This is a genomic window from Paenibacillus taichungensis, assembly GCF_047302525.1.
In the GTDB taxonomy this organism is placed as follows: Bacteria; Bacillota; Bacilli; order Paenibacillales; family Paenibacillaceae; genus Paenibacillus; species Paenibacillus taichungensis_B.
In genome coordinates this window covers 2111934-2128085 of record NZ_CP168020.1, presented here as the reverse complement: position 1 = coordinate 2128085, position 16152 = coordinate 2111934, and the positions used below count along the sequence as shown (strand labels likewise).

Sequence of the window (16152 nt, the reverse complement as noted above, 5' to 3'; positions counted from 1 at the left end):
TTTATCGGTTATAATACTAGATTATATTAGGCAAAAACAAAAATAAACGGCATACACGTGGATTGAATAAAGTCTACTACAGTCGGAACCAGGACCGAATATCCTATTTCCGTGTAGTCGTGTGATCTTTATTCATCCATTGTATACCGTCATCCATACTTCAAACACGCACTGAACAGAGCATTATACCTATATTACAAGATATATTGACTTAAATCACGATCAAGTGCAATGTCATTCAATTTCTCACGTACATATTCCGGAGTGATTATCATACGCTCCAGCGTAAGTTCTGGTGCTTCAAAAGACAGATCCTCAAGAAGTTTCTCCAGAATAGTATGCAGGCGCCGTGCACCGATATTTTCGGTATTCTGATTCACGGACTCAGCCAGCTTGGCAATCTCACGAATAGCATCATCGGAGAACTCAATCTCTATATTCTCCGTACGCAGCAAATCCACATACTGCTTGGTTAACGCATTTTTAGGTTCAGTAAGGATCGATACAAATTCATCAAGTGTCAGGCTGTTCAGTTCTACACGGATCGGGAAACGCCCCTGGAGCTCTGGAATGAGATCCGAGGGTTTTGCTACGTGAAATGCACCGGCTGCCATAAACAGGATGTAATCCGTTTTGACAGGGCCATACTTCGTCATTACCGTAGACCCTTCCACAATTGGCAGAATGTCACGCTGTACACCTTCACGGGATACATCAGGGCCGCTACCGCGTCCTTGACTGGCCACTTTATCAATTTCGTCAATGAATATGATACCTGTCTGTTCCGCCCGGCGAATGGACTCCTGAGTAACATCATCCATATCGATCAACTTGCCCGCTTCTTCCTGAATCAACACTTTGCGAGCTTCCTTAATCGCCAGTTTACGTTTTTTGGTACGACGAGGCAATAAACTGCCAAACATCTCCTGCATGTTCATCCCCATCTGATCATTTCCTTGACCTGCGAACATGTCCATCATGTTAGGCGTGGTATCTTCCACATCGATCTCGATAATGTCATCTTCCAGCTTGCCAGATAACAAATCGAATTTGATTTTACGTCGCCGCTCGGTTACTCCCGTATCCGGTTCTTGCTCATCGGTTTCAGGCGTGTTGTTGCCATTATTGCCAAAAATCATTTCGAACGGATTCCGCTGATTTTTGGATTTGGATTGTGAAGGGGCCAAAATATGTACGATTCGTTCATTGGCAGCCTCTTCCGCTTTGTCCTTGACTTTTTCTGTACGCTCCAACTTGACCATCCGCAGCGATGTTTCAATCAGATCACGAATCATAGATTCCACGTCACGGCCAACATAACCCACTTCCGTGAACTTCGTAGCCTCCACCTTTACGAATGGAGCTCCTACCAACTTAGCCAGTCGGCGTGCAATCTCTGTTTTACCAACACCAGTAGGTCCAATCATCAGAATATTTTTAGGTACAATATCATCTTGGGTATGTTCGGGCAAAAGGCTACGGCGATAACGATTGCGAAGGGCGACCGCTACCGATTTTTTAGCCTGTTTTTGACCTACAATGTACTTATCAAGCTCTGCAACGATTTGTCTTGGCGTTAATGCTTGAGTATCCATATAGCTTCCCTCCTACCAGTATGCGAACCTTGTTTACGAGATAGAATATTATAAATCTTACCTACAAGGACAAAGAATCTCCACGAAGTAACTGGAGCCGATTTAATCATCATGCCCCATCACGGGAGATTGCTTTCCTTACAACTCTTCAACAATAATATTATTGTTGGTAAATACGCATAACTCTGAAGCAATCTGGAGTGATTCACGAGCAATATCTTTCGCTTCCAGTCCCACTGCATGACGTTTTAACGCACGCGCAGCAGATAAGGCGAAGTTTCCACCCGAGCCAATGGCGATAACGTCATCATCCGGCTCGATAATTTCGCCCCCACCAGAAATCAGCAGCATACCCGTTTTATCCATAACAATCAGGAGTGCTTCCAGTTTACGCAAAATCCGATCCTGCCGCCAATCCTTGGCAAGCTCTACCGCTGCTCGCTGCAGATTGCCATGGTGCTCCTCCAGCTTGCCTTCGAATTTCTCAAACAAGGTTATGGCATCCGCTACGGAACCTGCAAAACCAGCCACAACCTGTCCACGATATAAACGTCTTACCTTTTTGGCTGTATTTTTCATCACAACACTTTGCCCCATGGTCACCTGACCATCACCGGCAATGGCTGCTTTGCCATTATGACGAACTGCACAGATCGTTGTAGCATGAAATGACATATCCATGATATCAGCCTCCTCCCACGATTAATTTACACGCGTTCCGGAACGGTTAGACCTTCTGCTGCTGCAAAACGGGCAATGCCATCCAGTGCACGCTGCGCAAGTGCTTCATTCTTTTCCTTTTTGTTGCGTATTTTAGTTTCCAGCTTCGGCAACAATCCGAAGTTTGCGTTCATTGGCTGGAAATGTTTGAAATCAGCTGTTGTAATATACTGTGCCATACTGCCCAGCGTGGTCTCTACCGGCAATACCACCAGTTCCTGTTCAAGCGCTGCTTTGGCTGCATTCATACCCGCGATTAAACCGGATGCCGCAGATTCTACATAACCTTCTACTCCCGTCATTTGTCCTGCAAAGAACAGGTTCGGACGCTCTTTGAACTGATACGTTGGACGAAGCAGTTTGGGAGAATTGATAAATGTATTACGGTGCATCACGCCATAACGAACAAATTCCGCATTTTCAAGTCCAGGTATCAAAGAAAAGACACGCTTTTGTTCTCCCCATTTCAGATGCGTCTGAAATCCTACCAGATTGTACAGCGTTCCTGCCGCATTGTCCTGTCTAAGCTGAACAACAGCGTGCGGCAGTTCTCCAGTATGCGGATTGACGAGACCTACAGGTTTCATTGGACCAAACAAAGCCGTTTGTTTACCACGCTTCATCATGACTTCAATCGGCATACAGCCTTCGAAATAAATTTCTTTTTCAAACTCTTTCAGTTGAGCAACTTCCGCTGTGATCAATGCTTCATAGAACACATCGAATTCCTCTTCTGTCATTGGACAGTTCAAGTACGCTGCTTCGCCCTTATCATAACGTGAAGCAAGATAGACTTTATTCATATCAATGGAATCTTTTTCGATAATTGGCGCAGCCGCATCATAGAAGTAGAAGTATTCCTCACCCATAAGGGCCTTGATTTGCTCTGACAATGCTGGTGAAGTCAAAGGCCCCGTTGCAACAACAACGATTCCGTCTTCCGGCAAAGAAGTCAGCTCTTCATTTACAACTTCGATGAGTGGATGCTGATGAAGCGTAGATGTGATCTCGCCTGAAAATCCGTCCCGGTCCACAGCAAGTGCTCCACCTGCTGGAACGGCATGACGGTCTGCTGCACCCAAGACGAGAGAATTAAGCATTCTCATTTCTTCTTTCAATACACCGACTGCGTTGGTCAACCCATTGGCACGAAGCGAGTTGCTGCATACCAGTTCTGCAAATTTATCTGTATGGTGAGCCGGCGTTTTCACAACCGGTCTCATCTCGTATAATTTTACGCGTACACCGCGACTTGCGATCTGCCAAGCTGCTTCTGTTCCTGCCAACCCGGCACCAATAACGGTTACTTGTTGTTCATTCGTCAAAATCATTTACCCCCATTATGCTAATCCGCTCAGTCTTCTTCCGGTTCCTCTACCGGCTCTTGATGATCACATGAAGTACACTGCAATCGTGTTCCCTGCTTGTTCCGTTTCTCAATCATTAGTGATCCACAACTTGGACATGGTTTCGCTGACGGTCTATCCCATGATACAAAATCACATTCAGGATACTTGTCGCAACCATAGAAAATACGTCCTTTTTTACTGCGGCGTTCAACAACATGCCCTTCCTTACACTTCGGACAAGTTACACCAATATCCTTGATGATCGGTTTGGTATTCCGGCAATCCGGAAATCCGGAACATGCGAGAAACTTGCCGAAACGACCCAGCTTATAAACGAGCGGTTTGCCGCACTTCTCACATATTTCATCCGATACTTCATCTTCAATCTCGATTTCTTTCATTTCTTCTTCTGCAAACTCAAGGCGTTTCTCAAAAGATTCGTAGAATTCTGCGAGTACTTTGACCCAATCCTCCGACCCTTCCTCCACATGGTCAAGATCACCTTCCATGTTCGCGGTGAACTCCACATTCAGGATCTCCGGGAAAAACTCCTCCATCTGTTCGATGACCAGTTCGCCCAATTCCGTTGGCATGAATTTCTTCTCTTCAATGGCAACATATCCGCGCTTCTGAATGGTCTCCAGCGTTGGCGCATATGTACTCGGACGCCCTATACCCAGTTCCTCAAGCGTTTTAACCAATCTTGCTTCCGTATAACGTGGTGGCGGCTGTGTAAAGTGCTGTTTCGGCTCAATTTCCCGATTCTCCAGCACATCTCCACTTTTCAGTGGAGGCAGCAGACGATCTTCTTCCGTTGTACCGTCATCATTACCTTCTACATATACCTTCATGAATCCCTGGAAACGAACCTTTGAACCCGCTGCCCGGAAAATCGTATCTCCTGCAGCAATGTCCACGGATAGTGTATCCAGAACGGCAGATGACATCTGGCTCGCTATAAAACGTTCCCAAACCAGTTTGTACAACCGGAATTGATCACGACTCATAAACGATTTAATGGAATCCGGATCACGCAAAATCGAAGTTGGACGAATCGCTTCATGCGCATCTTGAGCATTGGCTGCTTTTTTGGAATAGTTTCTAGGCGTCTCTGGTGCAAATGGCTCACCGTACTTACCAATAATGTATTCCTTGGCTTCTTCCTGAGCCGATGCTGCAATTCGGGTAGAGTCTGTACGCATATACGTAATCAGACCTACTGTGCCTTCTTTTCCGAGGTCTACCCCTTCATACAGCTGTTGGGCGACAGACATCGTCTTGGAAGCTCTGAAATTCAATTTACGTGCGGCTTCCTGCTGCAAGGAACTCGTTGTAAACGGAGCAGAAGGGTTACGACTGCGTTCCTTCTCTTTAACTTCTTTGACTGTAAAAGAAGCGCCCTCGATCTGTTTTAAAATGGCCTGTACTTCTGCCTCACTGCCAAGTTCGGTTTTGGTACCGTTCAACTGATGGAACTTGGCTTCAAGCGGATTTCCGTCCGCTGTCAGTTTGGCAGTAATGCTCCAGTACTCTTCCGGTTCAAAATCATTAATTTCATTTTCACGATCCATAATGATTTTGACAGCCACGGACTGAACGCGGCCAGCGGACAATCCTTTTTTGACTTTCTTCCATAATAACGGACTAATTTTATATCCTACAAGCCGATCGAGAATACGTCTTGCCTGCTGCGCATTAACCAGATCCATATTGATCTTACGCGGCGTTTTGAACGCATCTTTGACAGCCTGTTTCGTAATTTCATTAAATACTACTCGGCAATCCGCAGTTTCATCCAGTTCAAGTGCATGGGCCAAATGCCAAGCAATAGCCTCACCTTCGCGATCCGGGTCAGCTGCGAGATACACTTTTTTCACTTTCTTTCGTGCATCCTTCAGTTCTTTCAAAATTGAACCTTTGCCGCGGATCGTAATATATTTCGGATTAAAATCATTCTCCACCTCAACGCCGATCTGACTCTTTGGCAAATCGCGTACATGTCCCATCGAAGCTTTTACGATGAACTTGCTGCCTAAATATTTGCCGATCGTCTTCGCCTTCGAGGGCGACTCCACGATTACGAGTGCATCCGCCATAGGTTCATCCTCCTCTCAGTCATGAAACTGCTGCTTGTTTTTATGATTCATACTTCATTTGCAGCAGGACTAACTTCCGCTAATAATCTATTTTCACATACTGCCTTGATCGCAGCATTGTCATACCCTCGCGTATTTGGTTCCAGGTAATTGGCTAATCTGCTTTTTTATGATTAAAGATAACAGAACTGAATGCAAATGTCCAAAATCCCAGTTGAGCTGTTCCACAAGTTGATCCAGTGATTGCTCTTCCTGCTCTAGCAGATAAATAACACGTTGTTCATCTGAAGATAGTTTTACGACAGGGAATATTCCTTCATTGGAACTTTCACTACTTTCCGCCGAACGTCCTCTATTGTAAGGAAGTTGCTCGGCATTTGGCAAGTCCAATCGAAACTCTTCCAATAAATCTGTGGCGCAGGTCACCAATTTTGCCCCCTGACGAATCAGATTGTGCGAGCCTCGGCTTTTGGGAGATGTAATGGGACCTGGGACTGCAAACACGTCTCTTCCCGCTTCGAGTGCAGCATCTGCTGTAATGAGTGATCCGCTTCGGATATCAGCCTCAACGACTAGCGTACCGAGGGTTAACCCTGCAATGATCCGATTACGTTCCGGGAATAATCCCTGACGCGCACGTGTACCCGGAGGATATTCTGACAAAAGCAACCCTGTTTCGGCAATTCGTTCGGCAAGACTTGTATTTTCAGGCGGATAGATGTTATCAATTCCTGTCCCAAATACCGCAATAGTCTTGCCGTTTGCACGAAGAGTCGCATCATGGCACACACTATCTATTCCTCTGGCAAGCCCGCTTACAATGGTCAGGCCGGCCTTGCATAGTTGCTCTGCCAGCTTCTCACCAATTTTACGTCCGTATACAGTAGGCATACGTGTTCCTACCATTGCAATGGATTGAGAGTGCAACAGATTCAGATCTCCGCGACCGTACATTACCCAGGGTGGCTGAACGGTTTCCTTCATTAATATGGGGTAGTCCTGATCCAAATAGGTAACGACTTCAATTCCCTGTTTATAAACACTCTCTTGTCTCTGCTCAATCCAGTCGGCATTGAATTGCTTAGTTAGACGCGTAGCCTGATCCCTGCGTAAACCCGCGGCAATCCAATCCCCTTCTTTATAATCCAGAAAATCCGTCAGTAGATGTTGTCCTGATAGCAGTTTGGAGATTGTTTTCTTACCAATACCATCCGTTTCATGCAGTCCAATCAAAATCCATCTCTCTTCCAAAATCAGAAACCTCCCATAACGGGAAGAAAATCTTCCCTCATATTGTGTGATAAGTGACAACGGAATGCAAGCGTTTACTCTTACAGGCAGATAACAGCTCCCTTTTACACCCCGTAAAAAAACGCAAAAAAGCAACCCTTCGCCCTGTTCAGGACAAAAGGTTGCTTACCTTTTCCGCATTATCAATAGTCGGCTCACCAGAAAAATAAATTTCCTGTACCGTTTCTTCTATTATAACGGAAAAGAATTAATGTGTCGTGCACAAATTCAGAATTCCGCGTTCTTCAAGTACGCTCACAAGAGTCGAGCCCATTTCAGCTGGCGTCGGAGCAACTTTGATTCCGCAAGATTCCAGTTTCGCAATTTTTTCTTTGGCTGTACCTTTACCACCAGAGATAATAGCACCCGCATGACCCATACGCTTGCCTGGAGGCGCCGTAACACCACCGATGAAGCCAACTACCGGTTTGGTCATGTTATCACGTACCCACTCTGCAGCATCTTCTTCAGCCGTACCACCGATTTCACCAATCATGATAACAGCATGTGTCTGCGGATCTTCATTGAACCTTTTCAGGATATCAATGAACTCGGAGCCTTTAACCGGGTCGCCCCCGATTCCCACAGCAGAAGATTGTCCAATTCCACGCGCAGACAATTGATGAACGGCTTCATACGTGAGTGTTCCACTACGGGAAACCACGCCAACGTGACCAGGCATATGAATATAACCTGGCATGATGCCGATTTTGCATTCACCTGGTGTAATAACGCCCGGACAGTTTGGTCCGATCAGAACGGTATCTTTGCCTTCCATGAAGCGGTCAACCTTGACCATATCAAGTACCGGGATACCTTCTGTAATACAGATCACGAGATCCAGCTCTGCGTCAACAGCTTCCATGATGGAATCCGCTGCAAATGCCGGAGGAACGTAGATGACGCTCGCTGTTGCGCCAGTAGCTTCCTTCGCCTCCTGTACCGTATTGAACACCGGGAGGCTGACTACTTTGCCATCTTCCAGCGTGATATCAACATTGGTTCCGCCTTTACCCGGTGTAACGCCACCTACCATCTGGGTTCCGTAGTCCAATGCGCCCTTCGTGTGGAACATTCCCGTTGAACCCGTAATGCCTTGCGTAATGACTTTTGTATTTTTATCAATCAAAATACTCACGTTGCTTCACATCCTTACGGTTATTTTTCAAGTACCGGACAGCTCCGGAACTAAGGCAGCAATTTGCCCAGGAATGAACTTATTTTACGAGGGCAACAATTTTCTGTGCACCATCGGCCATGGAATCAGCAGGAACAATATTCAGGCCGGATTCACCCAAAATACGTTTACCAAGCTCCACGTTAGTTCCTTCAAGACGAACAACCAGCGGTTTAGTCAGGCCCAGCTGCTTCGCTGCTTCAACAACACCATTGGCAATGACATCACAACGCATAATGCCGCCAAAAATGTTAACGAAGATACCCGCCACTTTGGCGTCAGACAAAATGATTTTGAAAGCTTCGGTCACTTTCTCTGTTGTAGCACCGCCCCCAACATCGAGGAAGTTGGCCGGGTCGCCGCCATAGTATTTGATGATATCCATCGTCGCCATCGCAAGTCCCGCACCATTGACCATACAGCCGATGTTGCCATCAAGTGCTATGTAGCTCAGGTCGTATTTGGAAGCTTCGATTTCTTTTTCATCTTCTTCATCCAGATCACGCAGTTCCAGAATATCTTTGTGACGGAACAAAGCGTTGGAATCAAAATTCAATTTTGCATCCAGCGCGATAACGTTTCCATCTCCGGTAACAACGAGCGGATTGATCTCGGCAATGGAGCAATCTTTTTCGACAAATGCTGTGTACAACGCAAGCATAAACTTAACTGCTTTGTTCACCAACTCATTCGGAATACGAATGCTGTACGCCAGTTTACGTGCCTGGAACACTTGCAATCCAATTGCAGGGTCAATAATTTCTTTGAAAATTTTCTCAGGTGTAGCTTCAGCTACTTCTTCGATCTCTGTACCGCCTTCTTCGGAAGCCATCATTACGACGCGGCCTGTGGCACGGTCCACAACAACACCCACATAATACTCTTTGCGGATATCGCATCCTTCTTCAATCAGAAGACGCTTCACTTCTTTACCTTCAGGTCCAGTCTGGTGTGTTACCAATACTTTTCCCAAAATTTCGGATGCGTAAGCACGAACTTCGTCGATACTTTTCGCTACTTTCACGCCGCCGGCTTTCCCCCGGCCACCTGCATGAATTTGCGCTTTGACTACAGTCACCGGACTGCCCAGTGCCTCTGCGGCCGCAACCGCTTCATCGACTGTATAAGCAACCTTTCCGTTTGGAACGGTGACTCCATACTGTTTCAGTACTTCTTTTCCTTGATATTCATGGATATTCATTCTCGAATCCTCCTATCAACATGACTGCAACAAGGCGGGTTGGTAGACTAACAAAAGACAAATGTTGACTATTTTCACTTAAACCCAATTCATTGTAACATGTTTTTAAAACGCTTTCCTTAAAAAAGTAATGGTTAATAGACAGTATTTTGATATGGGTATGATCCCATATTGTGAATGCTTGGATATTAATGGAAAAAACCTCAGCTAATAAGCCAAGGTTCTTGATTGATTGTAATACGTTGATGCATTTTATTTTCTGGTTTCTTTGGTGTTAGTTTGATGTACTTTCTCAAGCAGGCCCTTAAACTGCCCCAGTAAAGATTCGAACTCAGTACTGTTCAGACATGCATCCTCCTGGATCGCTTCAGGTATAGACAAGGCTTTATGGCGAAGTTCCCGCCCAGCGTCTGTAAGTGTAATCAATACTTTTCGTTCGTCCTGAGCTGAACGTTCGCGATGAATAAGTCCTGCTGACTGCAAACGTTTCAGAAGAGGCGTCAAAGTCCCTGAATCGAGGTAAAGTGCCTCTCCGATTTCCTTAACCGTACATTCTTCACGTTCCCACAATACCATCAAGACCAGGTATTGAGAATAGGTTACCCCAAGCACCTCAAGATAGGGCTGGTACATCTTCGTAATTTCACGTGAACAAGCGTATATGGCAAAGCATAATTGGTTATCCAGCTTCAAACTTTCATTCTGCATATAACTGTCTCACCTACCTATTGTGCATTCTATATTCCTTATAATAGAGGCTTACAAATGTTATAACCGCTAGAATTTGCGAATTATAAGGAGCCTTTCATCTATCTTAACATAAATTAGAAGAAAAACAGAATAATTGAGCACAAATGATTTTACTATTCTATTTAATAGCGTTAAATTTAATTGTATAAAATATACTATCGAGCTTAGATGTTCGAAAACATATGACCACGTGACAAAAAAATTCTTGATATGTTGAAACAGCTCACCACTCGTCTACATACTCCTCCACAACAGCGCGACATTGATTTGGAACTGAACTTTCTTTAATCCTGCGGTAAACTGTTAACAATCCAGAAGTCAGGGATAGATCTACAGCAGCTATGACGATGACGGGTTGACGCCCTGATTTCTTTTATATAAAATGCTTGTTAGAAGCTGAGGAAGCACCTTAATTCGTAGACTGGCCTGTATTATGCGCGCCAAGGACGAAGTGAGGTGTTTCTTTTATTATGTACGGAAAACTGCATAGTGCCTGTTTATATGGAATTGATGGAGTATTAATTGAAGTGGAAACAGATTTGTCGAATGGTTTACCCCAGACGTCTATTATCGGATTGCCGGATTCGGCTATTCGTGAAGCGGTTGAACGTGTTCGTGCAGCTATAAAAAACTGTGGTTACCAGTATCCATTGCAACGGATTACGATTAATCTGGCCCCCGCTGATCTGCGCAAGGAAGGATCTTCTTTCGATCTTGCCATTGCTATTGGTTTACTTACGACAAGTGGTCAGCTAGTACTTCCTGTGCAGGAACGGACATTGGTGGTGGGTGAGCTGGCATTGGACGGTTCAGTGAGATCTGTACCTGGCATTTTGTCCATGGTAGATTTGGCAAAACGGCAAGGCTTCACCTCCGTTCTTCTGCCCGCCGATAATTTGGAAGAAGCTTCGCTGATCCGGGGTATTCAGGTATATGGCATTCGTCATTTGCAAGATATTGTCCCAGAGAGTGTAAAAGCTACAAAGAGCAAGAACGGAACGATTCAAAATACGGGGCCTATTGTTTTAAAAGACTACGCCCACCTTTCTGTTCGAATTCCAGATTACGAAGATTTGAATAACCACGAGCGCTCGAAACATATTTCATTCCTAGAGGATGATTATAGTGATGTTCTGGGACAGCATCACGTAAAGCGTGCACTCATGATTGCCGCAGCTGGCATGCACAATATTTTGCTGGTCGGACCTCCAGGAACGGGGAAAACCATGTTAATTAAACGGCTGCCTACGATTCTCCCACCATTGTCCGAAGACGAAGCGCTGGAAGTAACCAAAGTGCTAAGTGCCGCAGGAAAGCTGAAAGATACCTCGAATGGTCTCATCGCAGACAGGCCCTTTCGCTCACCACATCATACGATCTCCACTTCAGGTCTAATTGGAGGCGGCGGAATCCCCAAGCCGGGTGAAGTAAGTCTTGCCCACCGGGGTATATTGTTTCTGGATGAGCTGCCTGAGTTTCAGCGGCAAGTCCTTGAAGTATTGAGACAGCCATTGGAGGATCGTAAAGTCACCATTAGCCGTGCTAGAGCCGCGTTCACCTTTCCTGCACAATTTATGCTCGCCTGCTCTATGAATCCCTGTCCTTGCGGATATCTCTCTGCCCAGTCAGACGATCAAAGATGTATATGCAGTCCTGCACGCGTGGCCGCGTACCGTGCCAAAATTTCCGGACCCTTGCTGGACCGAATCGACCTTCAGGTCGAAGTTCCTCCCCCAGGCGAGTGGCGCAAGGCTGGCGCTTCTCCTTCATCAGCGGAAATGCAGGCCAAAGTCATTCATGCTCATCTAATTCAGGCTGCACGATATGCTAATAGTTCAGTTCGCTGGAATAGCCAGCTATCAGGAACCCTTCTGCGTCGAACGATCCGTCTGCCTGAAGAAGCAGATCAACTGCTCCAGCAGACACTGCAAGCACTGAACCTGAGCATGCGTGCACATGATCGAATTATTAAGATGGCCCAGACGATCGCAGACTTGGATCATGATGGCGTCATTTTGAATGCTCATGTGGCTGAAGCGATACAGTATCGTCAACTGGATTTGAATTTATTTTGAGCGAGGGTCATACAGTAATAAATTCTATAAAGGGAAATATGTTCCTTCGCCATTCAGTATCATGATAGGTTCAAGCGAGATATCTGTAGATTTCAAACTTACGGTTATATAAACTAACAAGTCAAAAACCCCTGCATAAATATCCTCTGTATAAGAGGGATACGTGCAGGGGCTCTTACTCTTAATAAAGCATCTCTTTTGAATGTATAGCGAACAAGATCAATTATTCAAATATAGTCAGCTTGTCCTTGGCTGGTGTACGTTCTTTGGCAGAAGGAATAACATCTGGATACCCCATGTAAACCATGCCTATAATTTTTTCCCCAGCCTGAATGCCAAGGGACTTACGGAATTTTGGTCCATAAAGGAAAGGCTTGGTTACCCAGAACGTGCCAATGTCTTCACTCCATGCCGCGAGTAGGAAGTTCTGTACCAATGCACTCACTGCTGCAAAATCTTCATCCCAGATATTCTGGCGCGGATCTTCTTCCATAACAACAATCATGACGGCAGGGACCTGCTTAATATTGGCAGAGAACTTATTATCCTCTCCCATCTCTGCATCAATAGCGTCTGCCAGCTTGTTCAGTCCATTTCCGCTAAACAATAAAAACCGCCACGGCTCACGCAATTTATGATTGGGTGCCCATACGGCTGTGTCCAACAAATCAATAATCTGCTGTGTGGGAACAGCTTCTTTTTTGAATTTTTTTACTGTACGACGATTTTGAATGGCTTCTCTTACGGCGTTACCCGTTTGGGTAGATTTACTCATGACCATGCCTCCCAGATTATAAAAATTATCCGTGACCGCAGTTCAAGCCTGCGATGTGAATCAACTCATTTATGAAAAATCAAACGGTGCAGCAAAACTGGATTACCATCTTGATTATACACTGATCGGTTCATAGGATTCAAAGGAATGCTGACAACATTATTTTGTTCTAGTTATTTCGGATGCAAAAAGACAACTCCGACTTTTACCTCTCGAAGGGATTTATAGAATAAACCTTTCTTCATTATAAGTAGCTATTTAATCAATACGGGTATGATCCTGCTCAAAATAAAAAACAACCCACAAGAGAGTCACTTTTTCAAGTGTCTTTCTTGCGGGTTAACACAGCTGAAGAATCGCGTATATAGTAGGAACTCAAAACGCATTAATAATATGATCAACCGAAACGGTTCCGCCTGCTTTATCTAGTATGACAGCAATCACATCGAAACGGATCTGATGGTTCGTCTCTCCTGTCATTTGCAAATATACAGATGCAGTTGCACGCACCTGCTGCATTTTACGAATATCTACCGACTCCTGGGGTGTTCCATACTGTCCAGTTCCGCTTCTACTGCGGACTTCAATAAAAATAATCATGCCTTCATGGGAAGCAACGATATCGATCTCTCCGCTTCGGCAACGCCAATTTTGACGGAGAATCCGATAATCATGTTCTCGAAGACAGTCGCAAGCAGCTTCTTCACCCAATCGTCCTTTTTGCTGACGTGTCAGTTTTGAAGCTGGCCCCTGTTCTGATCTGCGCTCTACCATGATTCATCTTCCTCTCGTCCAGAAGCCAAACGGTCAGCACGATAAATATAGGTTAACACTTCGGCAACCAGTTGATACAGCTCCGACGGGATCTGTTCATCCAAATCTAGTTTGGAAAGCACTTCGACAAGTGCAGCATCCTCCTGAACGGGCACACCGTTTTCTTTGGCTTTATCCAGAATGGCCTCTGCTACTTTGCCACGGCCTTTGGCTACGACCACTGGCGCTTCGCTCTCACCAGGTACATATTTTAAAGCAACGGCCTTTTTGGATATCAGGTCCGGTTGCGAATCCTCTTTCATACCCGCATGTCCACCCCTTTGTATTGTTCAGGACTGTAGTCCGAGGCAGTCATTTTCCGTTCGGCACCCGGTTCCTGGCCAACAGGCCAGGGTTCCGCCTTGAAAGTCAGTAACTGATAACCCAGCTGGTCCAACGCCCGATGGATCTCTTCACGCCCACTTTCCAGGATCGATCCCATCCCTTCGCGGTCATTCAGTACACGTAGACTGACGATATTATTGACAACATGCACATCCACCAGCGTTGGACCGAGACTTTTCATATCCAGATCAAACCACAGGCGGCAGTTGGATGCATCCAATTCACCGCGTTGCCCACGGCGGGACTGAATCTGAACGGAAGCCGTCTCTTCTCCATCGGGTCCGGTAATCGGGATAAACCAGTGCATCTGGGCAAAGGTAGCACTGCGATCCGTTGTCAGCAATAACTGCTGACCTGTTAGAAATTGCACGGCCTGTCCGGCGGCATCCTTGAGCGCCGCCGGTGCACCATCGCTGCTGGCAAGCTGCAGCAGCAAGCCCTTGAGCGTGTCCGTGGTTCCCGGACTCGCCACATCGCTCACGCGCGCCTGCGCAGCCGCGCCGTGCACTGCCTGCTGCTCGTGCTCCGCACCGAGCAGCTTCAGCACGCGCCCCACCCACGGGTCCCCCTCGTGGGTGACAGGCGCCGCCGCAGCTCCCGCAGGTGCTGCGGCACTACCGCCAGCCGGCCGCGCATCCGCGCCGGCTGGCAAAAGCTGCGGCGCGCCTCCGGCAGCCGCAGCCGCCTGGCCGCCCTGCGATGCAGGTGCGGCCTGTGTCGCCGCACCAGGCTGTGCCGGTGCGGCTGTGGACGCGCTGCGCAGCGCGTCCAACAGCGCCAGCAGCTTGGGCGCCAGCTGCGCTGCCGATGGAGCTGCTGCGGAAGCGGTAGGCCCCGCAGCAGCAGCCGTTTCACCGCGACCGTCGGTTCGCCCGGCCGCGCCCCCCTCAGGCTGGCCTGCAATCACTCGGCCAGCCGCAGCATCCACTGCCGCCCCCGGCATGCCCGGGCGGCTCCCAGCAAAGCCCGCGTCAGCAGTACGCGGGCTCTCACCAGGTATTCCGGTTCCTGCCGGAATACCTGTACCCACCTTGCCAGCAGTTTCAACATGGCTGGCCCCAGTCTTAAACCCAGCATTCTCAGCATTTCCTGCACCATTCTGCCCATTGCCTTTCACTGCACCACCAGCAGCAGTATCCTCGGATCCATCAGCCATTGGAGCATCAACAGCAGCTGCCCCAGGCACAGGTTGCCCAGATAAACCAGTTGTTCCTCCTACCTGACGGTTACCGCCTGATGCAGTTAAAGCTTCTCCTGTCTGCTCTCCAGTCAACGAAACAGGCAATCCAGCCATGACGGCTGGTTTCACAGAAGCTGCCTGTTCACCAGTCGGCGGCGTTTTACCCGCGGTTTGGGTCAGCATAGACTCCAGTTGTTCAGCCAAACCCTTCAACAACTGATGTAGTGGCGGGCCAAAAACAGCTTGATGCAGACCCTTTACCGTTTCCGCTGTAACCGGAAGACCACGCTGAAAAGCAATACCTGTCGCCTGCACCCATTCTTCAACAGGCACTTGTGCAGGTTTGGCTGTTATCATATTTTGAACCATGGCTACATTATCCTTGGTTAAAGGTAATCCGCTTCGCTGCATAGCTAACAGCAGTTCCCGATTCCCCTTGGTATCCGGTAAACCTACCTCCTGAAGCATATTGTTCAAAGATGCCTGTGGCAGTTCTGCTAATGTACCCGTCAGTGGTTTCATTACCGTTACGCCATTTTCACCTGGAGGCTGAACCTGAAGCAGTGTTGTTTCACCTGGGCGAAGCGGGGTTTCCAGTTTTGCACGCACCTGTACACCCTGAATCTGAAGAACCGCATCTGCTCCATCATCGGATACACTAACCACAGAACCCCGTACAACCTGACCTTCCTTTAACTCCAGTGGTTTGGCATTTCCCGGTTTACTATCTCCCAGCAACCCACGAATCACGGAACTTATATTCATACCCTTCACCCTCCCTCCGTG

The 16152-nt window shown here is 47.0% G+C and carries 13 protein-coding genes; 1 reads left to right on the top strand and 12 read right to left on the bottom strand.

From position 1 onward, the window contains the following. Positions 1 to 194: 194 nt before the first annotated feature. The 8 genes from hslU to ACDJ58_RS09770 form a co-directional block, all read right to left on the bottom strand. Positions 195 to 1595 carry an ATP-dependent protease ATPase subunit HslU gene (gene hslU / locus ACDJ58_RS09805; protein WP_413377466.1) on the bottom strand — a complete coding sequence of 467 codons (1401 nt, stop codon included), beginning with the start codon at positions 1593 to 1595 and terminating at the stop codon, positions 195 to 197. Positions 1596 to 1733: 138 nt separating this feature from the next. Continuing rightward, on the bottom strand, positions 1734 to 2276 hold the full coding sequence (gene hslV, locus ACDJ58_RS09800) for an ATP-dependent protease subunit HslV (RefSeq protein WP_413377464.1): 543 nt from the start codon (positions 2274 to 2276) through the stop codon (positions 1734 to 1736). Positions 2277 to 2302: 26 nt separating this feature from the next. After that, positions 2303 to 3646: an FADH(2)-oxidizing methylenetetrahydrofolate--tRNA-(uracil(54)-C(5))-methyltransferase TrmFO gene (gene trmFO, locus ACDJ58_RS09795; protein WP_413377462.1), complete on the bottom strand. Its 1344-nt coding sequence runs from the start codon at positions 3644 to 3646 to the stop codon at positions 2303 to 2305. 23 nt (positions 3647 to 3669) lie between these two features. Continuing rightward, a complete protein-coding gene (gene topA / locus ACDJ58_RS09790) occupies positions 3670 to 5760 on the bottom strand; it encodes a type I DNA topoisomerase (protein WP_413377460.1) in 2091 nt (696 codons plus the stop codon). A 120-nt stretch (positions 5761 to 5880) separates the two neighbouring features. After that, positions 5881 to 7011, bottom strand: coding sequence for a DNA-processing protein DprA (gene dprA, locus ACDJ58_RS09785; RefSeq protein ID WP_413377458.1), 1131 nt, complete (start codon positions 7009 to 7011; stop codon positions 5881 to 5883). Positions 7012 to 7258: 247 nt separating this feature from the next. Further along, entirely contained in the window at positions 7259 to 8188 is a 930-nt protein-coding gene (gene sucD, locus ACDJ58_RS09780; RefSeq protein WP_024630202.1) for a succinate--CoA ligase subunit alpha, read from the bottom strand. 79 nt (positions 8189 to 8267) lie between these two features. After that, on the bottom strand, positions 8268 to 9428 hold the full coding sequence (gene sucC / locus ACDJ58_RS09775; RefSeq protein ID WP_024630201.1) for an ADP-forming succinate--CoA ligase subunit beta: 1161 nt from the start codon (positions 9426 to 9428) through the stop codon (positions 8268 to 8270). A gap of 252 nt (positions 9429 to 9680) precedes the next feature. Then, entirely contained in the window at positions 9681 to 10136 is a 456-nt protein-coding gene (locus ACDJ58_RS09770) for a MarR family winged helix-turn-helix transcriptional regulator (protein ID WP_413377455.1), read from the bottom strand. A gap of 512 nt (positions 10137 to 10648) precedes the next feature. Here ACDJ58_RS09770 and ACDJ58_RS09765 point away from each other — a divergent pair. Continuing rightward, a complete protein-coding gene (locus tag ACDJ58_RS09765; RefSeq protein WP_413377453.1) occupies positions 10649 to 12253 on the top strand; it encodes a YifB family Mg chelatase-like AAA ATPase in 1605 nt (534 codons plus the stop codon). A 223-nt stretch (positions 12254 to 12476) separates the two neighbouring features. On the opposite strand, the gene ACDJ58_RS09760 is transcribed toward ACDJ58_RS09765, so the two are convergent. The 4 genes from ACDJ58_RS09760 to ACDJ58_RS09745 all read right to left on the bottom strand — a co-directional run bounded on the left by ACDJ58_RS09760 (position 12477) and on the right by ACDJ58_RS09745 (position 16131). Continuing rightward, positions 12477 to 13028, bottom strand: coding sequence for a nitroreductase (locus ACDJ58_RS09760; protein WP_413377451.1), 552 nt, complete (start codon positions 13026 to 13028; stop codon positions 12477 to 12479). Between the two features lie 375 nt (positions 13029 to 13403). Continuing rightward, positions 13404 to 13802, bottom strand: a complete 399-nt coding sequence (locus ACDJ58_RS09755) for a YraN family protein (RefSeq protein ID WP_413377449.1) — start codon at positions 13800 to 13802, stop codon at positions 13404 to 13406. Beyond that, the gene (locus ACDJ58_RS09750; RefSeq protein WP_064639081.1) at positions 13796 to 14104 is read right to left on the bottom strand and encodes an EscU/YscU/HrcU family type III secretion system export apparatus switch protein; all 309 of its coding nucleotides are present in this window, start codon (positions 14102 to 14104) and stop codon (positions 13796 to 13798) included. Before ACDJ58_RS09750 ends, ACDJ58_RS09755 begins: the two co-directional genes overlap by 7 nt. Beyond that, positions 14101 to 16131: a hypothetical protein gene (locus tag ACDJ58_RS09745; protein ID WP_413377447.1), complete on the bottom strand. Its 2031-nt coding sequence runs from the start codon at positions 16129 to 16131 to the stop codon at positions 14101 to 14103. Before ACDJ58_RS09745 ends, ACDJ58_RS09750 begins: the two co-directional genes overlap by 4 nt. Positions 16132 to 16152: the final 21 nt, after the last annotated feature.